The organism is Paenibacillus sp. FSL R5-0713 (assembly GCF_037973325.1).
GTDB lineage: Bacteria > Bacillota > Bacilli > Paenibacillales > Paenibacillaceae > Paenibacillus.
On record NZ_CP150229.1, the window covers coordinates 5,940,025 to 5,964,283 of the forward strand.

General features: G+C 47.6%; 12 protein-coding genes, 1 tRNA gene and 3 rRNA genes. 1 reads left to right on the forward strand and 15 read right to left on the reverse strand.

Annotated elements, in window-relative coordinates; translation table 11 throughout:
• Positions 1-7 precede the first annotated feature (7 nt).
• The 6 genes from MKZ12_RS26625 to MKZ12_RS26650 all read right to left on the reverse strand — a co-directional run bounded on the left by MKZ12_RS26625 (position 8) and on the right by MKZ12_RS26650 (position 7,417).
• On the reverse strand, positions 8-469 hold the full coding sequence (locus MKZ12_RS26625; RefSeq protein WP_062836165.1) for a CtsR family transcriptional regulator: 462 nt from the start codon (positions 467-469) through the stop codon (positions 8-10).
• A 460-nt stretch (positions 470-929) separates the two neighbouring features.
• Positions 930-2,105: a GNAT family N-acetyltransferase gene (locus tag MKZ12_RS26630; RefSeq protein WP_339257581.1), complete on the reverse strand. Its 1,176-nt coding sequence runs from the start codon at positions 2,103-2,105 to the stop codon at positions 930-932.
• 177 nt (positions 2,106-2,282) lie between these two features.
• Positions 2,283-2,399: ribosomal RNA gene (rrf, locus tag MKZ12_RS26635) — 5S ribosomal RNA — on the reverse strand.
• A gap of 143 nt (positions 2,400-2,542) precedes the next feature.
• A 23S ribosomal RNA gene (locus tag MKZ12_RS26640) occupies positions 2,543-5,468 on the reverse strand.
• A 214-nt stretch (positions 5,469-5,682) separates the two neighbouring features.
• Positions 5,683-5,758: transfer RNA gene (locus MKZ12_RS26645), tRNA-Ala, on the reverse strand.
• A 107-nt stretch (positions 5,759-5,865) separates the two neighbouring features.
• Positions 5,866-7,417: ribosomal RNA gene (locus MKZ12_RS26650) — 16S ribosomal RNA — on the reverse strand.
• Together the 16S, 23S and 5S rRNA genes with 1 tRNA gene alongside form the textbook arrangement of a ribosomal RNA operon.
• Before the next feature lie 722 nt (positions 7,418-8,139).
• On the opposite strand from MKZ12_RS26650, the gene MKZ12_RS26655 reads away from it, so the two are divergent.
• On the forward strand, positions 8,140-9,513 hold the full coding sequence (locus tag MKZ12_RS26655) for a molybdopterin-dependent oxidoreductase (protein WP_339257583.1): 1,374 nt from the start codon (positions 8,140-8,142) through the stop codon (positions 9,511-9,513).
• A gap of 128 nt (positions 9,514-9,641) precedes the next feature.
• Here MKZ12_RS26655 and ligA read toward each other — a convergent pair whose 3' ends face one another.
• From ligA to MKZ12_RS26700, 9 genes are all read right to left on the reverse strand, one after another.
• The gene (gene ligA / locus MKZ12_RS26660) at positions 9,642-11,663 is read right to left on the reverse strand and encodes an NAD-dependent DNA ligase LigA (RefSeq protein WP_339257584.1); all 2,022 of its coding nucleotides are present in this window, start codon (positions 11,661-11,663) and stop codon (positions 9,642-9,644) included.
• Between the two features lie 426 nt (positions 11,664-12,089).
• Positions 12,090-14,444 carry a DNA helicase PcrA gene (gene pcrA / locus MKZ12_RS26665; protein WP_339257585.1) on the reverse strand — a complete coding sequence of 785 codons (2,355 nt, stop codon included), beginning with the start codon at positions 14,442-14,444 and terminating at the stop codon, positions 12,090-12,092.
• A 392-nt stretch (positions 14,445-14,836) separates the two neighbouring features.
• Positions 14,837-15,532, reverse strand: a complete 696-nt coding sequence (locus MKZ12_RS26670) for a heptaprenylglyceryl phosphate synthase (protein WP_339257587.1) — start codon at positions 15,530-15,532, stop codon at positions 14,837-14,839.
• Positions 15,533-15,710: 178 nt separating this feature from the next.
• Positions 15,711-16,586: a phosphatidylinositol-specific phospholipase C/glycerophosphodiester phosphodiesterase family protein gene (locus MKZ12_RS26675; protein ID WP_091013171.1), complete on the reverse strand. Its 876-nt coding sequence runs from the start codon at positions 16,584-16,586 to the stop codon at positions 15,711-15,713.
• A gap of 133 nt (positions 16,587-16,719) precedes the next feature.
• A complete protein-coding gene (gene rfbD, locus MKZ12_RS26680; RefSeq protein WP_339257589.1) occupies positions 16,720-17,601 on the reverse strand; it encodes a dTDP-4-dehydrorhamnose reductase in 882 nt (293 codons plus the stop codon).
• Positions 17,598-18,623 carry a dTDP-glucose 4,6-dehydratase gene (gene rfbB, locus MKZ12_RS26685; RefSeq protein ID WP_339238052.1) on the reverse strand — a complete coding sequence of 342 codons (1,026 nt, stop codon included), beginning with the start codon at positions 18,621-18,623 and terminating at the stop codon, positions 17,598-17,600. The genes rfbD and rfbB overlap by 4 nt, the downstream gene beginning before the upstream one ends.
• A gap of 54 nt (positions 18,624-18,677) precedes the next feature.
• Entirely contained in the window at positions 18,678-19,226 is a 549-nt protein-coding gene (gene rfbC, locus MKZ12_RS26690) for a dTDP-4-dehydrorhamnose 3,5-epimerase (RefSeq protein WP_339257591.1), read from the reverse strand.
• A gap of 180 nt (positions 19,227-19,406) precedes the next feature.
• Entirely contained in the window at positions 19,407-20,285 is an 879-nt protein-coding gene (gene galU / locus MKZ12_RS26695) for a UTP--glucose-1-phosphate uridylyltransferase GalU (protein ID WP_339257593.1), read from the reverse strand.
• 263 nt (positions 20,286-20,548) lie between these two features.
• Positions 20,549-24,199 (reverse strand): DEAD/DEAH box helicase, encoded by a 3,651-nt coding sequence (locus MKZ12_RS26700; RefSeq protein ID WP_339257595.1) that lies wholly within the window; start codon positions 24,197-24,199, stop codon positions 20,549-20,551.
• Between the last annotated feature and the right edge of the window lie 60 nt (positions 24,200-24,259).

Sequence of the window (24,259 nt, forward strand, 5' to 3'; positions counted from 1 at the left end):
ATAGTTTTCATTTACCGAGCAAAGATATTAGCATCGCCTTTAACATTCTGGCACGAATTTGATCCCGGTAAGGAAGTTTGACCAATATAACCTCTCTAGATACAGCAGCTCGCATCAACCCAGCTTCACGCTTGCTCAAGAAACGTGCTTCTTCCAATTGATAAATCAAACCTTCGGCAGCTGTCTGCCCGATCTCATCACCAATACTATGGTGCAAATGGTTATGCAGAGCTGATTGGGCTGGTAATTCAATGCGCTGTATGCGAACATAACCACCACCGCCGCGTTTACTCTCTACCAGGTATCCCTTCTCGAGTGTAAAACGTGTGCTGATGACATAATTGATCTGGGAAGGTACACATGAGAATTGATCTGCCAGATCATTACGCTGAATTTCAACCATTCCTTCGGGACTTTCATGCAAAATACTCTTCAGATATCGTTCGATAATATCAGAGATATTACGCATCCAATCATCCTCCACTGTCTGAAACGTTAAGTCAATAAGGACCCACACGCCCCCACAGAGTACACCTTCTCTACCCATTTAACCAATCAGGGAAACAGCGAATCTTGCTTCCACAGGAGTCAACAGGAGAGCGAAGGAAGCACGAAGGTCCTTTAATATTCCCTTGATCCTCCGATGAGATGAATCACGTATAGTGGCGATCATGCATCAGATTGTAGAAAGAAAGCTACTTAAGTATTAAACCTTTAGTTGACTTTGACTTTCTTTGACTTTATATACATTATAGCATATTTTGTGGTTTTGCCAAGTGGGATCACTATTCATTTTTTACGATTTTACACGAAATATTCCCCAGACACAAAAAAACCTCTCCAAAATTGCTGGAGAAGTCCTTTTGTCTTTCAATCACTCCGTATTTCTATCTAAGCTAATCAAGATAAAGGAACAGTGGGAAGAGTAATCAGAAGAAATCGAGTAAATAAGTTTCCCGTTCAGGAATTGCTTGTTCCAAAGCCTTGATTGCTGTGTTCGGTCCGTGAATTCTTCCCATTCGTGCCATTTCCGTTGGTCTGCGATATCCCATCAGCACCGCAGTAAGGGCTTGAATATCTACCTTAATAGTCTGATCATCAGTAACTGGCTCCGAAGTTTTCCATATGGATGCTGTTCCATTCTTTGCTACGTTCAATTGCCATACTCCTTCATTCCACGGAGCGTGGGAATCCTCTACCTGTAGAACAATCTGAACTGGTGAGTCCTGACTTGCAAATGGATATTGAGATATAAACTGTTCCACACTAACGATACGCGCCATAAAATAAGGTACGATCTCCTGCTGAATCCGTGGATTATCCAACTGGAAAGCAAGCGTATCACTGGCAGGTGCCTGTAACGTAACTTCCTGGATCATGGAATCATGGTTAGCAATAAAGGTCCATAGTCCTTGCCTAGCCTCTTCATTTAGATAGATAATCTCTTTAATGGTAAACTTATTTTCCTTAACCTCATATAAAAGATAACCTTGTGCTGCATTAGCTTCATCGTAATATACAGCCTTTTGGCTGCTTCCATTAACCAGAACTGAATTCTCCCACCTTGCATCGTCCCGTACCAGCGTTCCGTTATAGCGTTCAGCATAAGCACTGTATACTTCCTTTAATACACTGAGGCCCGGATCCCCACGCCGAATTGTTCCAGGTGTCGCTTTTTTCGAAGGCAAATGAGCAGTTGGCACTTTATACCGTTTAAATTCAACATATGTCTCCCATCCATACTTTCGATAGAAACCAAAAGAGAATGGATGCAAGAACGATATACTTTGTTTGTTTCGATTCATTTCTTCCAACGCATGCTTGAGCAGACCCGCTACCCAGCCTTTGCGTCTATACTCTGGCCAGGTGGCTACACCCGCAATACCGCCCATCTCGAACGATCTACCATGAATATAGGTTTGAAAAGGAATAATGTGAAGTTTGGCTCCTAACTGCCCGTCCTCATATACACCCCATATATCCTGTGACGAAAATTGACTCCGCCGTTTTTCTTTTTGTTCTTCACTCATTACTACTTGAAAAGCGTATTCGGAGAGTGCCATCGCCGGTTCAAAATCATCTACCGTCAATTTTTGAATTTCCATGTCTTCCTACACCTCATTCACTAGAGTTGTTATCAATCCATGATGGCCTGATATCTGATATATGTACCCCTTTGAGTGTGTCAGAGGATTCCTATAAAGTCAAATAAGAGATGCTTGCGCATCCCTTAAAATAAACAAATAAAAACCACCACCGAATAACATCGGCAGTGGTTCTTCGCTTGGCGGCGTCCTACTCTCCCAGGACCCTGCGGTCCAAGTACCATCGGCGCTAGAGGGCTTAACGGTCGTGTTCGGGATGGGTACGTGTGGAACCCCTCCGCCATCGCCACCAAACGCGATTTGTCGAAGCAAAGCTTCTTGAAATCAGATATGGAACTGAAAATCATACACACGTTCTGTGATGTACCAATTTTCATTTCAGAGATCATTCTCTGAAAACTAGATTCGAAACGAAACATGCGAATTACAACTTGCTATTGGATAAGCCCTCGACCGATTAGTACTGGTCAGCTCCATGCATTGCTGCACTTCCACCCCCAGCCTATCTACCTCGTCGTCTTCAAGGGGTCTTACATACTGGGAAATCTCATCTTGAGGGGGGCTTCACGCTTAGATGCTTTCAGCGTTTATCCCGTCCGTACATAGCTACCCAGCGGTGCTCCTGGCGGAACAACTGGTACACCAGCGGTACGTCCATCCCGGTCCTCTCGTACTAAGGACAGCTCCTCTCAAATTTCCTACGCCCACGACAGATAGGGACCGAACTGTCTCACGACGTTCTGAACCCAGCTCGCGTACCGCTTTAATGGGCGAACAGCCCAACCCTTGGGACCTACTTCAGCCCCAGGATGCGATGAGCCGACATCGAGGTGCCAAACCTCCCCGTCGATGTGGACTCTTGGGGGAGATAAGCCTGTTATCCCCAGGGTAGCTTTTATCCGTTGAGCGATGGCCCTTCCATGCGGTACCACCGGATCACTAAGCCCGACTTTCGTCCCTGCTCGACTTGTAGGTCTCGCAGTCAAGCTCCCTTATGCCTTTGCACTCTTCGAATGATTTCCAACCATTCTGAGGGAACCTTTGGGCGCCTCCGTTACTCTTTAGGAGGCGACCGCCCCAGTCAAACTGCCCACCTGACACTGTCCCCGCACCGGATTACGGTACCAGGTTAGAACCTAGATACGATCAGGGTGGTATCCCAACGTTGCCTCCACGGAAGCTTGCGCTCCCGTTTCAAAGGCTCCCACCTATCCTGTACAGATCGTACCCAAATTCAATATCAAGCTGCAGTAAAGCTCCATGGGGTCTTTCCGTCTTGTCGCGGGTAACCTGCATCTTCACAGGTATTAAAATTTCACCGGATCTCTCGTTGAGACAGCGCCCAAGTCGTTACGCCATTCGTGCGGGTCAGAATTTACCTGACAAGGAATTTCGCTACCTTAGGACCGTTATAGTTACGGCCGCCGTTTACTGGGGCTTCGGTTCACAGCTTCGGATTGCTCCTAACCACTCCCCTTAACCTTCCAGCACCGGGCAGGCGTCAGCCCGTATACTTCGCCTTACGGCTTCGCACAGACCTGTGTTTTTGCTAAACAGTCGCTTGGGCCTTTTCACTGCGGCCCCCTCGTGCTATTCACACTACCGGGGCACCCCTTCTCCCGAAGTTACGGGGTCATTTTGCCGAGTTCCTTAACGAGAGTTCTTCCGCGCGCCTTAGAATACTCTTCTCGCCTACCTGTGTCGGTTTGCGGTACGGGCACCTTCACCTGGCTAGAGGCTTTTCTTGGCAGTGTGAGATCATGACCTTCGCTACTACAATTTTCGCTCCCCATCACAGCTCAGCCTTAATGATGTGCGGATTTGCCTACACATCAGCCTTACTGCTTAGACGGACATCCATCAGTCCGCGTCACTACCCTACTGCGTCCCCCCATTGCTCATAACGGCTTACGGTGGTACAGGAATTTCGACCTGTTGTCCTTCGACTACGCCTTTCGGCCTCGCCTTAGGTCCCGACTTACCCTGAGCGGACGAGCCTTCCTCAGGAACCCTTAGGCTTTCGGCGGATCAGATTCTCACTGATCTTTTCGTTACTCATACCGGCATTCTCACTTGTATAATGTCCAGCGCTCCTTACGGTACACCTTCAACCCTTATACAACGCTCCCCTACCCCTGATGCAAGCATCAAGCCATAGCTTCGGTGGTGTGTTTAGCCCCGTTACATTTTCGGCGCAGAGTCACTCGACCAGTGAGCTATTACGCACTCTTTCAATGGTGGCTGCTTCTAAGCCAACATCCTGGTTGTCTGTGCAACTCCACATCCTTTCCCACTTAACACACACTTGGGGACCTTAGCTGATGGTCTGGGCTGTTTCCCTTTTGACAATGGATCTTAGCACTCACTGTCTGACTCCCGGAAGTAAGTCTATGGCATTCGGAGTTTGACTGAGCTTGGTAACCCTTGCGGGCCCCGCACCCAATCAGTGCTCTACCTCCACGACTCTGTTTTCCGAGGCTAGCCCTAAAGCTATTTCGGGGAGAACCAGCTATCTCCGAGTTCGATTGGAATTTCTCCGCTACCCCCACCTCATCCCCGCACTTTTCAACGTGCGTGGGTTCGGGCCTCCAGTGCGTGTTACCGCACCTTCACCCTGGACAGGGGTAGATCACCCGGTTTCGGGTCTACGTCCACGTACTACATCGCCCTATTCAGACTCGCTTTCGCTGCGGCTCCGGCTCTTCACCTTAACCTTGCACGGGAACGTAACTCGCCGGTTCATTCTACAAAAGGCACGCCATCACCCCTAAAACGGGCTCTGACTTTTTGTAAGCACACGGTTTCAGGTTCTATTTCACTCCCCTTCCGGGGTGCTTTTCACCTTTCCCTCACGGTACTGCTTCACTATCGGTCGCTAGGAAGTATTTAGCCTTGGCAGATGGTCCTGCCGGATTCATACGGGGTTTCACGTGCCCCGCACTACTCGGGATCCGTCTCGGAGGGAACAGACTTTCAATTACAGGGCTTTTACCTTCTTTGGCGGGCCTTTCCAGACCTCTTCGCTTAACCGGTTCCTTTGTAACTCCATGTGAGACGTCCCACAACCCCAAAGAGCAAGCTCTCTGGTTTGGGCTTCTCCGCGTTCGCTCGCCGCTACTGACGGAATCACTATTGTTTTCTCTTCCTCAGGGTACTTAGATGTTTCAGTTCCCCTGGTATGCCTCTACACAACCTATGTATTCAGTTGTGAGTAACTGGAAATTACCCCAGCTGGGTTTCCCCATTCGGACACCCCCGGATCAAAGCTTGCTTACAGCTCCCCGAGGCAGTTTCGTTGTTCGCCACGTCCTTCATCGGCTCCTAGCGCCTAGGCATCCTCCGTGTGCTCTTAGTAGCTTAACCAAATTGCTCCGGTTTCGATCGCTCGCTTCCCTTGTTTTGGACTGCGTCCAAAGCCAAAAGTCGCTCCCACTCGATACCATCGCAACAGCAATTAACTACCGTTTTTATTGAAACTTGTTTACACAAGTTCAGCTAAAAAGGAATGTTCTAATTCGCATTTACTTTCGTTTCGATATCTAGTTTTCAAAGAACAATCCAAATAGATGAAATTGTTTGGTGGAGCCAAGCGGGATCGAACCGCTGACCTCCTGCTTGCAAGGCAGGCGCTCTCCCAGCTGAGCTATGGCCCCTCAAATTCCATCAAAACTGAACAAATGGATAAGTAACTGTGTTGCTGTTGCAGGTTCTAAGAACCTGCATATTTGAATGTTTCCGCTCGGGAAACGATTCTCCATAGAAAGGAGGTGATCCAGCCGCACCTTCCGATACGGCTACCTTGTTACGACTTCACCCCAATCATCTATCCCACCTTCGGCGGCTGGCTCCTTGCGGTTACCCCACCGACTTCGGGTGTTATAAACTCTCGTGGTGTGACGGGCGGTGTGTACAAGACCCGGGAACGTATTCACCGCGGCATGCTGATCCGCGATTACTAGCAATTCCGACTTCATGCAGGCGAGTTGCAGCCTGCAATCCGAACTGAGACCGGCTTTTTAGGATTCGTTCCACCTCGCGGCTTCACAGCCCGTTGTACCGGCCATTGTAGTACGTGTGTAGCCCAGGTCATAAGGGGCATGATGATTTGACGTCATCCCCACCTTCCTCCGGTTTGTCACCGGCAGTCACCTTAGAGTGCCCATCCGAAATGCTGGCAACTAAGATCAAGGGTTGCGCTCGTTGCGGGACTTAACCCAACATCTCACGACACGAGCTGACGACAACCATGCACCACCTGTCTCCTCTGTCCCGAAGGAAAGATACATCTCTGTACCGATCAGAGGGATGTCAAGACCTGGTAAGGTTCTTCGCGTTGCTTCGAATTAAACCACATACTCCACTGCTTGTGCGGGTCCCCGTCAATTCCTTTGAGTTTCAGTCTTGCGACCGTACTCCCCAGGCGGAGTGCTTAATGTGTTAACTTCGGCACCAAGGGTATCGAAACCCCTAACACCTAGCACTCATCGTTTACGGCGTGGACTACCAGGGTATCTAATCCTGTTTGCTCCCCACGCTTTCGCGCCTCAGCGTCAGTTACAGCCCAGAGAGTCGCCTTCGCCACTGGTGTTCCTCCACATATCTACGCATTTCACCGCTACACGTGGAATTCCACTCTCCTCTTCTGCACTCAAGTCACCCAGTTTCCAGTGCGATCCGGGGTTGAGCCCCGGGATTAAACACCAGACTTAAATGACCGCCTGCGCGCGCTTTACGCCCAATAATTCCGGACAACGCTTGCCCCCTACGTATTACCGCGGCTGCTGGCACGTAGTTAGCCGGGGCTTTCTTCTCAGGTACCGTCACCTTGAGAGCAGTTACTCTCCCAAGCGTTCTTCCCTGGCAACAGAGCTTTACGATCCGAAAACCTTCATCACTCACGCGGCATTGCTCCGTCAGGCTTTCGCCCATTGCGGAAGATTCCCTACTGCTGCCTCCCGTAGGAGTCTGGGCCGTGTCTCAGTCCCAGTGTGGCCGATCACCCTCTCAGGTCGGCTACGCATCGTCGCCTTGGTGAGCCGTTACCCCACCAACTAGCTAATGCGCCGCAGGCCCATCCCCAAGTGACAGATTGCTCCGTCTTTCCAGTTTCCTTCAGGCGAAGGAAACAACTATTCGGTATTAGCTACCGTTTCCGGTAGTTGTCCCAAACTTGAGGGCAGGTTGCCTACGTGTTACTCACCCGTCCGCCGCTAAGCATCAAAGAAGCAAGCTTCTTATCAACTCCGCTCGACTTGCATGTATTAGGCATGCCGCCAGCGTTCGTCCTGAGCCAGGATCAAACTCTCCAATAAAGTATTGAAAAGAGCGATAAGCTCATTTTGAATCTGACGATTCATTGTGAATCAAAAGTTACTATCCATTTGTTCAGTTTTCAAGGAACTTGTATGTCCGTTTTTGTTGATGTTTGTCAACCGGACAGGAATCTTATCATATCATGTTAACTAACTTACTGTCAACACTTTGTTTTTGTCACCTTTCAAGTGATTATGACAATCATTCGTTTGAAGCGACAAGAAATAATATATCATGTCATGATTTATTTAGCAAGCATTTTTTATCAACCATCTATTATCATAAAATCTTCTTAAACGGCACCGTGCTTCCAACCTATATGCGACACATTAACACAATATCTGAAACAAAGATGGAATTTTAGAAAGGCTGCTCTATATCTAATGAAACGATCATTTCTATATACATTGTATACATCTATAACCATGAATAATAAGGATCTAAATAAAGATTAGCTAGAGCCCCGATCGGTATAACACCCTTGCCCTCCTGTTGGTTTGAAGAAAGTGATCCAAAAACTCTATAATAAGGTATATAGATATAGGGATAGGATAGGTAAGCAATTAAATGTAACTCTTCATGTGGTGTGGTTAATTCATGAACATACGTTAACTGTCTCATACGAACTTTTAACTCAGATATCGCACTCCATTCACAACCGGCTACTACATAACCAATTTCTGAATAAACTCATTACTAAATCTATATGGGGTGATCACACTTGAAACAATGGCTGAAGAATAGACGCAAAGGTTACGGCAAAAAGTTGGTTTCCATTCATGCTTGGAATGCCTGGATTGTTGTAATCCTTGCTATATCAGGTCTTATATTAGTTGGAGGCTTTTGGCGTGAGATCCTTGGAATCGGGCGTGTATGGTTAAAATGGCTGCATATCATCGTTGGGCTGGCTATGCTAGCACCCGTCGTATATTACTTGATTTTGGCCGGAAAGCACTGGAAACAGCTTCGTAATAGACCTTGGCAAAGGGTGAACACCGTCTTTGTTCTTGCGCTGCTGGTAGGATGGCTACTCTCAGGTATAGTATTATGGCAGTTCAAGCTGGCTGGACCCCGATGGTCGAATGCTGCACTCTTGATCCATGACCTGCTGACTTGGGTGGGCTTACCTTATATTATCTATCACTCAATAACTCGGACCAAATGGTTAAAGGACCCTGCACGTCGTGCGGTTAAAACCACTACAACTTCAACACGAGCTCAAAATGCAGCTGATCCAGCTGATTCAATATTAGATGAAAAAGAAACTCCGGCTGCTATATATTCTTCCCAGTTTGATCGTAATCCCGAGAGAGATTCTCTCAAACCAGAGCAGCGACCTCAACCTGTGTATACACGCCGAGCTTTCATCCGTTCTGCCGTGGGGATTGGTCTTGCTGTCACACTCGGACCTACTTTTATATCCTGGGTAGGACGCAATCTCAAAATTGATAACAGTATCGACAGTATGCTGGAGAACGATCCTAACCGTATGGTTCCTTTGCCACAACCGTTGTCTGCATCTTCACCTCCCATTGGAGGCGGAGCTGAAGGTCATTTCCGCGTATATACGGTTACGCCCATCCCGTCCTTCTCCAATGCTAACTGGTCTTTCCGTATTGATGGATTGGTTGAACGGGCACAGGTCTGGAACTGGGAACAGTTCGTGAAGCTCGCGCGTACCGTACAGGTTAGTGATTTCCACTGTGTAACAGGATGGTCTGTGTATAAAAATACCTGGGAAGGGATTTCACTTGCACAGCTTTTGAAGCAAGCCGGGGTCAAACCCGAGGCTCATAGTGTGAAGTTTTATTCCGGTGATGGTGTGTATACAGATGCGATTACAATGGATCAAGCACAAATGGAGGATATTATGGTGGCTGTTATGCATGATGGCAAACCCATCCCAGCTGATCTTGGCGGTCCGGTACGGCTCGTCATCCCTCAAATGTATGCATACAAATCAGTAAAATGGTTGAATCGCATTGAACTCATCGACAGTGAACATATTGGTTACTGGGAAGAGCGAGGATATGACAAGGATGCATGGCTTACAGGCGCATCTCAGCGCATCCCTAATAATATAACTGGATCATGATCGGTTCAGTTAAAATTGATTGATTGTTCATTCGTTGTATTAATAATTTCAATAACAGCAAAAGCCCCCGACCACGTATCCGTGTCTTCGGGGGCTTTCTTATAGAAACTCTTTTGTTCGTTTATCCTCTAACCCTGTGGGTTCAAAAGGCGTACAAGTTCGTCCTCATCCTCTATCGTTGGAATACCGAGATCATGGGCTTTGGTTAGTTTACTACCTGCCTTCCCTCCGGCAATAACCAGATCTGTCTTTTTCGATACACTGCCAGTCACCTTCGCTCCGAGCGCTTCCAGTCTCTGCGTCGCCTCTTCCCGCGTCAATTGGTGCAGCGTTCCGGTCAGGACGACCGTTTTACCACTGAAGAAGGAATCTTCCACAACAACAACTTCTGACACCTCAGGTGCCTGGACTTTCACACCCAAGTTGAGCATCTTCTCAATCGCAGCCTGTGTAAACGGATCTGCAAAGAAAGTTACGATACTCTCCGCCACAATACCACCAACGTCAGGTAGTTCAACCAATTCTTCTACAGTTGCATTCATAATGGCGTGCAGATCTCGGTAATGATCCGCAAGCATACGTGTGGTAGATTTACCTGTGTTCGGAATACCCAGTGAGTATAGGAACGAAGCCAGATCACGATCCTTACTGAGCTCTAGCGCAGCGAGAAGGTTGTTCGCTTTCTTTTCGCCAAACCGTTCCAGCTTCACCAGATCATCAAACTGTAATGTATACAGGTCAGCAGGCTCACGCACGTTCAATTCATCGTACAGCTGAATCGCTGTTTTCTCACTGAATGTCTCAATATCCATGGCATCACGGGAAGCAAAATGGGAAATACGCGCCACCGTCTGTGGTTTACATGCCAGTCTGTTGTTACAGAACAGGTGCGCTCCACGTTGCTCGAGCGGGAATCCACATGCTGGGCACTGCTCAGGGAAGACGATCTCCTCGCCATCACTTTCCTCAGTCACTTTACCCAAAATTTCTGGAATGACATCATTGGAGCGGCGAATAAAGACCCGAGTGCCCAGAGCGAACTTCAGATTTTTGCGCTCAATATCGCCAACATTGTTCAGGGTACAGTTCTGTACCGTTACCCCGGCAAGTTCAACCGGTTCTACGCGTGCCAGCGGAGTTACTTTGCCAGTACGTCCCACATTCCATACCACAGCATTAAGAACTGTCGTGGTCTCTTCTGCCTCGAATTTATATGCCACTGCCCAGCGAGGGAATTTATCGGTATAACCCAATACCTCGCGGGTACGCATGTCTGTAATTTTGATAACAGCTCCATCGATCAGATAGTCTAACTGACCCCGGTTCTCCTGAATCGCAGCCAATTGTTCCATCACATCATCAAACTCATGGAAATAAGTAATCGATGGATTCACCTTGAAACGGTTCTCACGCAAAAAGTCCATCATCTGCTGATGATTGGCGAACTGAATGTCATCCGAATAACCTACGTTATAGAAATAAGCATTCAGTCTACGCTCAGCCGTCGCCTTTGGATTCAGGTTACGCAGTGCTCCCGCTGCTGCATTCCGCGCATTCTTGAGCGGTTCTGCCGCTGTCTCGTTGTATCGCTCCAGGACAGAAAGGTTCATGATACCTTCACCCTGTACTTCAATTGTGCCGCTTGTGTAAGGGATTTTGAGCGGTACCGATCTGATTGTTCTCACCTGGGCCAAAATACCTTCGCCTACAGTACCGTTCCCTCGTGTAGAGGCTTGCACCAACTCACCGTTGGTGTACGTCAGGTTCAGCGTCAATCCGTCAAACTTCAACTCAATGACATAACCTGGTTCCGGTAAAGGCGTATCGGGATTTTTACTGTTATAATCATTAATCAGTTTCAGTACACGGGTATTCCAGCTGCGCAGCTGCTCAATATTTTGCGCTTTGTCCAGACTCCATAATGGGGATAAATGGCGATGTGGGGTAAATCCCTTGAGCAGTTCACCACCCACACGCTGGGTTGGAGAATCAGGCAGAACCATGCCGCTTTCCTGTTCCAGCGTAACCAGTTCGTCGTACAGAAGATCATACTCCTTATCGCTGATCTGTGGCTGATCCATCGTGTAGTACTGATAATTATGCTGGTTCAGCTCGGTAACGAGTTGCTCCATCCGGTGCATCGGGTCCATACAGGGCCATCCCTCCGTTAATTTGATCTATATATGTAGAACGAACACTCCTATTGCACTTGAACAACGATAACAGAATAACTTTTCAATCACTGGTGTCACTATATAATTTCAATTAATGATTATCCACACTGACACTCCGATAACAGAACAACTTTCCGATCGCTGTTATCCCCAGATTTCTTTTAATTCATGTTAAAAGGTAGAAATCAGGGGATAAAGGCGAACGCGTAGCTTCTACAAGTTATTTCTGTTCTCTCCGTTACCGTGCCGATGTTACATTGAATTTATACAGATTTCTAATCATATCAGTCAAGTCAAGCTTAGAAATGACATGACAAAAACGATGAAGATGCTTAAGAAGCAGTTTTCCTTAGAAAAGTTATTTCTGTTCTCTCCGTTTTAGTGCAAAAGGAGGTTTCGTTCTTATTCTACTTTGGTAATCGGGGCAAAACCGGCAAGCAAACGTTTCACGCCAACCGGAGCCGGGAATGCAATCTGCAGTTCGGTGTCATTCCCTGTCCCTTTGACTGCAACGATTGTGCCTGTCCCCCATTTGCCATGCTGCACTTTGTCTCCTGCCTTAAACCCTGCTTCACCATTCGAAGCTGCCGGCTTGGAAGCCGATGATGGCGTAGAGTATGTCGGGCGGGAAGTACTTGTAGTCACACGCGAAGTTGGCGTGGATGAGGTAGCAGATGAACCGCTCTTGCTTTGATGATCAAAGAGCTTGGTGCCACCACCGAAGTTACTTCCTCCACTGGAACCTAGTCCCCGTCCACCATATGAGCCGCCTCCGCTACTGCCACGGCGGTAACGATCACGAGCCATGGAAGTGTCTTCCTTCAGCTCATCCGGAATTTCGTCCAGGAAGCGGGAAGGTGGATTCGCTGTGGTGCGTCCAAACAAGGTACGCATCTGGGCACACGACAGGAAGAGTTGCTCTTCTGCACGAGTAATCCCCACATAAGCAAGTCGGCGCTCTTCTTCCAGCTCTTCATTATCCATAAAAGCACGGCTGTGCGGGAAGACTCCTTCCTCCATACCCACGATAAAGACAACCGGAAACTCCAGACCTTTGGCACTGTGCATGGTCATCAGGGTAACCGCATCACTCTGATCCTCTTCATCATCGTTCATGCTGTCGATGTCCGCAATCAATGCAAGATCGGTGAGGAACGATACAAGTGTTTTGTCTTCATTATTTTTCTCAAATTCCATGGTTACAGACAGGAACTCATCAATGTTCTCCAGTCGTGCACGAGATTCGAGTGTATTTTCATTTTGCAACTCAAGACGATATTGACTCATCTCCAGGATCTTCTCGGTTAATTCAGTTACAGACAGATATTCTACCATCTGATGCAACGCAGCAATCATGTCATAGAACTCCACCAGCGCATTACGCGTACGACCAGCAAAACCAAGATCATCCACAACCTGAAGTACTCGGAAAATGGAAATTCCACGCTCTCCTGCCGCAGCCGCCAGCTTCGCTACTGTTGTATCCCCGATGCTACGCTTCGGTACATTAATAATCCGGGTAAGACTGATATCATCGTCGGGGTTGGATAACAGGCGCAGATACGCCAGAATGTCCTTGATCTCTTTGCGATCATAGAACTTGATGCCGCCGACAATCTGATATGGAATATCAGACTTGATCAGAATTTCCTCTATAACCCGGGACTGGGCATTGGTACGGTATAAAATCGCATGGTTCTGATAGGATTTGCCGTTCTTCACATTTTTACTAATCTCGGAGGTTACAAAGTACCCCTCATCATGTTCGGAATCCGCACGGTACACCTTGATCTTCGAACCGCCCTCTTTGTCCGTCCACAGTTTCTTCGGTTTACGCCCTGTATTCAGGCCGATCACTTCATTCGCTGCATTCAGGATATTGGACGTAGAACGATAGTTCTGTTCCAGCAAAATCGTATTTGCTTCTGGATAGTCTTTCTCAAAGTTCAGGATATTGCTGATATCGGCCCCGCGCCAGCGATAGATCGACTGGTCACTATCCCCTACAACACAGATGCGGTGGTGACTGTCAGCAAGCATGCGGCACAGCATGTACTGTGCACGGTTCGTATCCTGATACTCGTCCACGTGAATATACTGGAATTTCTTTTGATAAAAGTCGAGGACTTCCGGTACTTCCTTGAACAGTTGAATCGTCTGCATAATAAGATCATCGAAATCGAGTGAGTTGTTGGCTCTTAACCGTTTCTGATACATCTTATATATTTTGGCTACAATACCCTCGAAATAGTCTCCTGCCTGCTTCTCATATTGCTCCGGACTGATCAGTTCATTCTTGGCCGTACTCATCATCGATTGAACTGCTTTGGGTTCAAATTTCTTGGTATCAATATTCTGGTCTTTCATACAGCTGCGAATAACAGATAATTGGTCCGATGAGTCCAGAATACTGAAGTTGGAGGTGAAGCCAATACGTTCAATATCTCGGCGCAAAATACGCACGCACATGGAGTGGAACGTGGATACCCAAATGTCGCGGCCCTGGGAGCCACCTACGAGTTGGGAAACCCGATCCTGCATCTCACGAGCGGCTTTGTTCGTAAAGGTAATCGCTAAAATGCCCCACGGAGGTGCTTTCCGTGTTGCAATGAGATAGGCAATCCGGTGTGTCAGCACCCGGGTCTTGCCGGAACCCGCTCCGGCCATAATCAGCAGCGGGCCATCCGTCGCCTCGACGGCTTGCCGTTGAGGGGTGTTAAGCCGTGCAACGGCATCATGTATATTTACAGGTTGCATGCATGCATGCTCCTTTCGTTGGTTGGTCTATAAAGCAAAATTAATAGGTTACACTCGCCACTCCGATGACAGAATAATCTTCCGATCGCTGTTATTCCCGGATTTTTCGATCTACTTTTTCAAAGGTGAAAATCCGGTAATAAAGGCGAACGCTCCGCTTCTCCAGCTTATTTCTGTCCTCTTCGTTCTCGTGTAAAAATTAGTTTAGCTTATATTTAAGGGTAGTAAAAAAAAAGAGAAAACTTCGTTTTTGTGTAAACATAGTTCCTTTATACGAATTTCCTACTCGTGTAAACGACATTACGCTCATATAACTTCTTAAACTTAGTAAGGGCAAAGTTCTATTTTAACAGATCATAAGGGGAAAATGGGGGAATGGTAAACTAAACCGATTAAATGGTTCCTTTTACAGCCAACACCGTCTCAAGTGCTTTGTTCAGATCACTATACAATATGTTACCTACAACGATGGTATCTGCAACCTGAGCAGCTTGCGCGGCTTTCTCTGGATCATCAATTCCGCCGCCGTAGATGAGATGTGCCCGCTCCAATTGTCTGTGTGTCTCACCAACAAGCTCCATATCTCCGAACGTTCCGCTATACTCCATGTATATAATGGGAAGATTGAGCAGACGTTCCGCAGCCTGGGCATATGCCACCGCAGCTCCTGTCGTCAAATCCGTATCCGCACCCGTCAACCGCGCTACCGTGGAGTTTGCATTAAGCACAATATAACCCTCGGCAATCAGCAGATCCCATGGGATCAGATAACCGTAACGCTCTATAGCCTTCTGGTGGTGCCCAATCATCCATTTGCTGTCCGTTGCATTCAGGACCATCGGGATGAGATATCCATCAAACCCGGGAACAACAGCCTCCAGATCGGATACTTCAAGCACACAGGGCAGCTCATAGCGACGCACACGGGACATCAGGTCTACCGTGTTATCATAAGTAATTCCTGAAGATCCACCGACGATAATTGCATCGGTCCCCGACATGCAGACCTGATCAAGTTCTTCGTCCGTAATCTCCCGGTCCGGGTCAAGCTTAAATACATGTCTCCACTGCTTAATCATGTCTATCAACGAACATTCCTCCAGAGGTTCTTCTGCATCCTAGAAAGCTTGTAAACTAAGTCTAAGTCAGCAGACAGTGAGTGTCAATGTTCGTATAAAAAGGGGAACAGAAAATCACAGACATTTCCCTGTTCTGGTATGGAAAAGCCTGTGATTTGGATTTTGTAATGATTGTAATTACGACATTTTACGGTTTCCAGGCAAACCGTGTATTCATCTCATCCAGTTCCTGCTCCGTCAGCACGTCCGAGTACACCCCATACACACCCCACTTCTCATAGTTAGCCACCTGTTCAGTGTCATTGATGGTGTGCACGTAAGTAACTGAGCCTGCACTATTAAGCTTGGCGACGAAATTCTGGTTTACTTTATATTCCGGCATGGTCACGGCATCAATATCATTTTTTTGCACAAAATCAACAACCTGATCTTCTGTATCCTGTGTGGCGTATAACGTATAGATAATGGAAGGGAATGCATAGACTTCTTTCACCGTTTCAAGCATGGGTTCGTTGTAGATCTGTACAACCACGCGATCGAGCACGGAGGGATCATGTTCTTTGGCTGCATCCACGAGGGACCTTAACACCTGCTGTATATCTTCATCCTTCTGTTCCTTGGTATCGGTTACGATATACATATCCGGGTATTTAGCCAGTACATCTATAATGCCGTCGGCATCCATGGGTTGGTACATACCCAGAATAGGCGTATTCATGAACTCATCATGTGTTAGCGCCCCGGCCTGTTTATCCTCCGAAAGTTCTTCGTCTTGTCCTAGCATTTTGCTCATATTCGCGGTCCACTCATGTCTGGCTACGGCTTTGCGATCTGAGGTCAACATAAAGTCGATCTCAAAAACACGTGTGCCTTTCTCGTAATTGGCAATCATCGCTTCATAGGCGTTGGTATATGGTTGATCCCGAATGCTGCCCATCGCATGGGCAATTAATCTATAAGCGGTAAATCCGTCCCGTTGTTCCTCACTCTCGCTTTCATAGGCGAAAAAGAGTGTGCCCACGGTAACGATCAGTAGTATTAACACGGCGGCAATGCGTTTCATATCACATTCACATCCTCAGTACCTTTTTGTTAGCTAACTACCCGAATTGAGGAGATGTAAAACAAAATAGCCGCTTGAAGGCGGCTGTTAAATAGAGGATATATTTTAGATAAATCGCGGACCATCAACATGCTCAGTCCTTTTGCTGTACACTCAACTCATTCAAAAATGCAATCAGCGCCTCACGCCAGTGTCTCAGAGGTTGCAGACCGTTCGTTCGAATCGCCAAATGATCCATGACCGAGTATGCAGGACGAGGGGCAGGACGCGGAAACTGTTCAGTTGTGCATGGTGTAAGTTCGGCTGTAGGCTCGAATACACTCTGCTTACTGGCTTCTTCTCTTATTACCTTTGCAAACTCGTACCATGTGCAAGTTCCTGAATTGGAAGCATGATAGATGCCATACTTTTCACTTACGGAAAGGAGATGGATGAATCGGGCAAGATCCACCGTATAGGTAGGTGAACCTTGTTGGTCATGAACCACTTGAAGTTGTGGACGCTTCACCATAAGTTCCAGCATGGTTTTGACAAAATTATTGCCATGCACGCCAAACACCCATGATGTTCGAATGATAAACCATTGCGTACACAAACTTTGAACCAGCCGTTCCCCGGCAAGCTTCGACTTGCCATAAACACTCTGTGGATTCGTTACATCGTACTCCTGGTATGGTGTGCTCCCGCTCCCATCGAATACATAATCGGTACTGATATATACCAGCTTTGCTTTCATACTCTCGGCGGCAACTGCAATATTTCTAGTACCTGATGCATTGATTGCGAATGCTGTATCCTCATCTGCCTCAGCCTGATCGACAGCCGTAAAAGCAGCGCAATGAATAATGATGTGCGGTCGGAACGTTGTAATTATATCTGTGCACTGCTGTTGATCCGTAATATCCATCTGGTTCTTGTCACAGGCCAATACCTGATGACCCTCTGCTTCGAAGGTCTTCACCACATCATAACCCAGCTGTCCCGCCGCGCCAGTCACCATAACTCTATAATTCATTTGGATGAATCACCCATCCGTTTACCGTACTGAAGCTGAACATAGTCCTGATATGTGCCTGATTGAATTCTCGTCCACCAGTCTTGATGCTTCAGATACCATTGGATCGTCTCCTTGATCCCTGTCTCAAAATTGTGGGCGGGTTGCCAGCCAAGCTCTGTACGTATCTTGGTAGGATCTATACCGTAACGTCGGTCATGTCCCAACCGATCTTGTACATATTGTATCAAACTCGCTGGCTTACCCAGTTGCTCCAATACGCTCTCCACAATATATATATTAGTACGTTCATTATTACCACCAATGTTGTACACTTCTCCAGATTGTCCATTATGAATTACCAGATCAATCGCGCTACAGTGATCCTCGACATAAAGCCAGTCACGAATATTGAGCCCGTCACCATATACCGGAATGGCTTCATCATTCAATGCCCGGGATATAATCAGCGGAATCAGTTTCTCCGGGAATTGAAAAGGCCCATAGTTATTGGAGCAACGTGTAATATTTACGGGAAGTCCAAATGTTTCATGATAGGCTCTTACAAGCAGGTCCCCGCCAGCTTTACTTGCAGAGTAAGGACTGTTTGGCATCAAAGGTGTATTTTCAGTAAATAAACCTGTTGGACCTAGTGATCCATATACCTCATCCGTCGATACCTGAACAAATTTGGTGACTTGATATTTCTTTGCCGCATCCAGCAAAACCTGAGTACCCATCACATTGGTACGTACAAAGATATCCGGGGACAGAATACTTCGATCCACATGAGACTCGGCAGCGAAATTCACAACCACATCGATGCCTTGGGAAAAAACAGTTTCCATCTGCTGTACATCTGCAATATCTGCTTGGATGAAGGTATATCGGGGATTGGACTCTACCGTATGCAAGTTCTCCAAGTTCCCCGCATATGTTAATGCATCCACATTGATAATCTCATAACTCGGATGTTCACGAAGCATATATAGCACAAAGTTGCTGCCGATAAATCCGGCCCCACCCGTAACCAGTAGTTTCATGCTGTCACTCTCCCTCTGCCTCCAGATACAGAAGTATCTGAATAGTCTGATTAATTAGTCGAAATTCAGTTCAGCATCTTTCAGTAAAGGATGCTTCTGATCCTTCTCCGATAATATAGGTTGCGTCACAGGCCAATCAATGGCGAGTGCCGGATCGTTCCACAGAATTCCACGGTCATGTTCAGGAGAATAATAGGCGTCTACCTTATAAGTTACCTGGGAATGAGGCACCAAGGTACAGAATCCATGAGCAAAGCCTTGAGGAACAAGCAGCTGCCGCTGGTTGTACTCACTTAGAATGACACTTTTCCATTGGCCAAAAGTGGGGGATGAAGTGCGGACATCCACGATCACATCATATATAGCCCCAGATATAACCCTCACCAATTTAGTTTGCGCTTTGGGCTGAAGCTGGTAATGAAGCCCACGTAAAACACCTGCTTCAGCCGACAAGGATTGATTGTCCTGAATAAAGACGTGCTGTATTCCCTGTTCATGCAGAACCTGCTCATTATAACTCTCCATAAAATATCCACGGTGATCACCATAAATCTTGGGTTCCAAGATGGCAGCGCCATCCATAAACAGCGGAAGTACCTTCATGACATCCCTCCGTTTTGCTGTTGACATCATTTCTTCATATTGACTATGTATATGTAAAGTGTCAGGTAAGTGTTTGTTCATTGGCCTGTATAATTCTCATATTTACCCTTCCATAAAATAAATTAAAGCCCAGCCGCGATATCATTCTTCGGCTGGACTTCAAGGACATGCAGTAACCAATTATTGACCCTTTACAACCTGTTCCAAATACTTCAAAAGATCTTTCCGCAGATCCGGGCGCTGCAATGCGTAGTGAATCGACGTTTCGATAAAACCCAACTTCTCACCAACATCATGACGCAGTCCATCAAAATGATACGCGATAATCTGCCGCTGTTCATTCAATCGGGACAAGGCATCCGTGAGCTGAATTTCGCCCCCAACGCCAGCAGATTGTTGACCTAGTATTTCAAAAATATCCGGTGTAAGAATGTAACGTCCCATAATAGCCAGGTTGGATGGAGAATCTTCAGTTTTTGGTTTCTCAATTAGGCGGCGAGCACGAAAGACACGATCATCGGTAGGGGTCAACAACTCTCCGTCCACAATCCCGTAGCGAGATACCTCATTCCAATCAACTGGCTGTACACCAACAATCGGAGATTGCAATTCATCGTAGACCTCGATCATCTGCTTCAGACAGGGATGGTCCGATTCCACGATGTCGTCCCCTAGCAGGACGGCAAAAGGCTCGTTGCCGATAAACTTGCGGGCGCACCAGATGGCGTGACCAAGTCCCTTCGGTTCCTTTTGACGGATATAATGGATATCTGCCATCTCGGAGGGTTTACGTACTTCGTTCAGCAAGTCCCACTTCTGTTTGTCCGCCAGGTTCTGCTCCAGCTCAAACGAATAGTCGAAGTGATCTTCGATGGCCCGCTTCCCTTTACCTGTCACAATAATGATATCTTCAATACCTGAAGCAACGGCTTCTTCAATAATGTACTGGATCGTTGGCTTGTCCACGATGGGCAGCATTTCCTTAGGCATCGCCTTGGTGGCAGGCAGAAACCGGGTACCCAGCCCTGCGGCTGGAATAATCGCTTTGCGAATACGCACACGAACCCACTCCTTTTGCTAAACAAGTTGAACTAAAAGTTATTTACACTGACACTACGATAACAGAACAACCTTCCGATGCAGCTTTCTTTCAGAAAGCTTTTAGGCGAAGTCTACGCTTTCGAAGTAGCTTTCTTGCAGAAAGCTTGTAGCTCCGCTTCTCCAGTTTTTTCTGTCCTCTACGTTTCTCGTGTAAATCATTAGTTCATCTTGTATAGTTTCATATATTTAATGATTCTCATTGCTACGATGCTCGGACTTCATTATACCATCAACAATTCGCGGATATCCTGTTCGGATAAGGTCGTTGAGCCCCCGTCTCCCGGCTCGATCACTTCGGCAATCAAGTCCTTCTTCCGCTGCTGGAGTTCCAGAATCTTCTCTTCGATTGTACCTTCGGTAACCAAGCGGATGACTTGCACCACCTGTTTTTGTCCCATACGATGGGCACGGCCAATCGCCTGCTCTTCCACCGCGGGATTCCACCACAGATCATATAATATAACGGTATCTGCACCTGTTAAGTTTAATCCGGTACCGCCAGCTTTCAGGGAGATTAAGAACAGTTCAGCTTCACCCTCATTAAATCTGTGACACATCTCGACACGGCTCTGCGCAGGGGTCTGACCATCGAGGTAAAACAGGTTTTTTCCCTGTGCCGCGAGTGTCTGACGAATCAGGTTCAACATGCTCGCGAATTGGGAGAAAATAAGAATACGTTTGCCTGCGGCCAAACAATCCTCGACCATTTCAAGCAACTGCTCCATTTTCCCAGAATCGCCTTGATAGCCTTCGACAAAGAGGGCCGGATGGCAGCACAACTGACGCAAACGGGTGATGCCTGCTAGAATTTTGATACGATTCTTCTGGAATCCATTATCCTCCATGTCCTTCGATGCTTCATCCTGAAGCTGGGAAAGGTATGCGGCGTACAGTTTCTTCTGTTCAACCGTAAGCTCTGACCGCTGTACCGTTTCAATTCGATCAGGCAATTCTTCCAGCACATCCTTTTTCAGGCGGCGCAGAATAAACGGACGTACCATCCGCGAGATCCGTTCCGGAGGAAGGTCGCGGAATCTTCTGTAGCTTGGAAACAGTCCAGGGAATACCGCTTCGAAAATGGACCACAATTCATCCAGCGAGTTCTCCACAGGTGTGCCTGTGAGTGCAAAACGGCGCGGTGCCTGAATTTGTTTCACTGCCTGCGCAGTCTGGGAGGAAGCATTTTTAATTGCCTGAGCTTCATCCAGAATGAGCGTATGGAAGGTTCGGCCCAGGTACGTGTCCAAATCCCGTCGCAACAAAGGATACGATGTCACAATCACATCTGCCTCATCCATACCTGAAAGCATATTGGCTCGCTCTTCTTTTTGCCCAGCTGCAATCAGGACGTTCAAATGCGGGGCAAACCTCGCAAACTCATTCGCCCAGTTATAGGTCAGCGAAGCAGGGGCCACGACAAGTACCGGAGGATGAATAACCTTCGTTCGGACCGTCAATCCATCCTGCTGCATCGTGGACCATGAGCCATCCGTATTCTCTGAAGTCATCTTATCCAAAGGGAGCCCAGTTTCGGGATCAATGTCGGTAGTCGCCAACGTTTCACCATCCCATAATGATCCGCTCTCTCGGTACTTATCACTACCCGTATGGTCAGCGTTGTACTCAGGCTTCTCCTGAAGTACCGCTGTGATATAGGCGATACTTTGCAACGTTTTGCCAAGTCCCATATCATCCGCCAGAATGCCGCCAAACCGATAATAAGCGAGGGTACTCAGCCACTGGTATCCGCTGTTCTGATAATCCCGTAGGATGGGGGTTAATGCTTTTGGTAACGCAAAATCCATCCGCTCGGGATCTCGGAGATCATCGAGGAAACGTTTCAGGGAGCCTCCCCACTTCACATGACCAGAAACCTCATCCCTGCCTGGCAATTGCAACGCCCGAACAGCTGGCAGCCGGATATGGCTGCTCTTGATGTCATCTGCTCCAAGTCCAAGCGAATCAGCCATGTGAGCGAAGCTGTCTGCACCTTCATTTTCAAGCGAGAGAAAGACACCGCTCTTGAGACGGAAATATGGTTTCTTTTCCACAATGCGGCGCATGAGTTCCTGAAGTTCCTCTTCGTCCACACCTTCCATCTCGAATGAAATCTCCAGCCAGTCCAATCCTCTTCCCAAATCTGCTCGTACTTTCGGCGGTGTTGGATAGGATTGCACCATCGCCTTCACGGCGTTTGGCATATAGATTTCGACCTGTTTCTCAAGCTCAGGCAACAGATGATACATGACATCATAGATGGCATCTTCGCGTTCGCTCGCCCAGACACTACCCTCCCTTTCGAGAAAAGATCGATCAAGCCGTTCAATCAAGTTTCGCTCTTTGTATCGATCACGCACCAAAATAACCTTTTTCTCTTCTTCATCTATCAAATACTCTGCCAGCGGATTAATAACCATGACCTCGTAGTCGAATTCCAGACGTGCTGTAATGCGTTCACGATAGAAGTCGATGTATAACTTCGGTCTAAGTTCCGGTTCCGCGATCTGTTCACGCACCTGCGAATCAATGGACAGATGTCCAAGCGTACGCAGTTCAGGCACAACATGCTGCACAAATTCATCCACCTGTTGGGTCGAAATATCAATGCTCTCCTTAATCCCATATGAAGTGAGTGCCGCACTCAAGTCCTCCAGACTTCGCATCTGCATCGGCTCCAACATGTGCAACTGTCCTTCCACCACAGCAGCATCATAAGCAGGGAGAAGAATCAGCTCACGTAGTCCGGAAATCTCAAGCTGATACCCTTCATTCGTTCCCTGGGCGATCCGGTAAAACAAAGGTAATACTCCCTCACCGAGCGTGAGTGGTCCATTGGCAAATCCTGTACCCTCCATCCGACTGTCGGCCTGTAGTAGCAATTCCAGCAGCGGCTTCCATACGAGTGGCGCAATCAGTATGTTCCGTCCGTCCGAAGCCCCCAGATATCCGGAGATGGATTGGCGATAGGCCTCCTCACTCTGTCTCATTCGAATAAGCATCGAGAGAATGGCCTGATCCTGCGGAGTGAACACATGCATCAATGGATCATAGTGGAACAGCTTGGTAAATGACATTGGCTCGCCCTTTTCGATGCAATTCAGGAATTGCTTCACTTTTTGCACCACATACAGACGTTTGTTTCCCACTTTCAGTTCAAGAGCAAGTTTCCCCCCACCCTTATGAACCTGTGTCAGCTTGCATATAAACTGGACCTGCAATTCTTCCCGCAGGGAGGAACGGCTGACAGGAGCCGTGTACTTACGATCATTTCCATGCAGTGGTCTCCGATCCTTGGCAAACATGGACAGAATCTGATCTGCCGTACGGTACGAAGGTTTATCTGCCGAGCGGCCCCACCCCGAAGCTGAACTTGGACGACCTGCTTGGGCAAAGTGAACGGGCGGATGCTCTGAAGGATCATCCAGTTGCTCTCGTTGTGAATAAGACTGGGGGCGCTCCCACTTGCTCTCTTCGACCAGCGTCCCAACCCTGGACTTGGAACCTATGCTAGAACTGGTATTGACGCCTTGACCTGTAGCAGATTGAGCAGGCTTCCCAGATTCAATTGTGACATTACGCTCCTGTTGCTCACCCCATTCGTGAATAGCCAACAGGACAGCAGCCACATGTTTACAATAGTCATAATGCCTGCCGTCACCCGGACAACTGCAGCCTGCCACAACCTCTCCCATTTCATCTATATCCACCGTCACCTGATAGCGCTCCGATCCACGTACCTGTGCTTCATAATGAAGCTGATCCTTACTGACCACCAGATTGGTCACCCTGCCAGATTGGTTATAATCTTCTCCGCGCTTGAATGCCGTGACCCCGCACAGCAATTTGATATCCATAATTGTGAATGGCGCCACGCTTCTTCGCCTCCTGTGTCATGATGTAAAAAAACCCCAAGAGCTCCTTGAAGCAGAGAT

What these genes read in the sequence shown, in the direction of transcription:
- MKZ12_RS26625 (WP_062836165.1), bottom strand. Translation starts at nt 469, where the DNA reads ATGCGTAATATCTCTGATATTATCGAACGATATCTGAAGAGTATTTTG.
- MKZ12_RS26630 (WP_339257581.1), bottom strand. Translation starts at nt 2,105, where the DNA reads ATGGAAATTCAAAAATTGACGGTAGATGATTTTGAACCGGCGATGGCA.
- ligA (WP_339257584.1), bottom strand. Translation starts at nt 11,663, where the DNA reads ATGGACCCGATGCACCGGATGGAGCAACTCGTTACCGAGCTGAACCAG.
- pcrA (WP_339257585.1), bottom strand. Translation starts at nt 14,444, where the DNA reads ATGCAACCTGTAAATATACATGATGCCGTTGCACGGCTTAACACCCCT.
- MKZ12_RS26675 (WP_091013171.1), bottom strand. Translation starts at nt 16,586, where the DNA reads ATGAAACGCATTGCCGCCGTGTTAATACTACTGATCGTTACCGTGGGC.
- rfbD (WP_339257589.1), bottom strand. Translation starts at nt 17,601, where the DNA reads ATGAATTATAGAGTTATGGTGACTGGCGCGGCGGGACAGCTGGGTTAT.
- rfbB (WP_339238052.1), bottom strand. Translation starts at nt 18,623, where the DNA reads ATGAAACTACTGGTTACGGGTGGGGCCGGATTTATCGGCAGCAACTTT.
- rfbC (WP_339257591.1), bottom strand. Translation starts at nt 19,226, where the DNA reads ATGAAGGTACTTCCGCTGTTTATGGATGGCGCTGCCATCTTGGAACCC.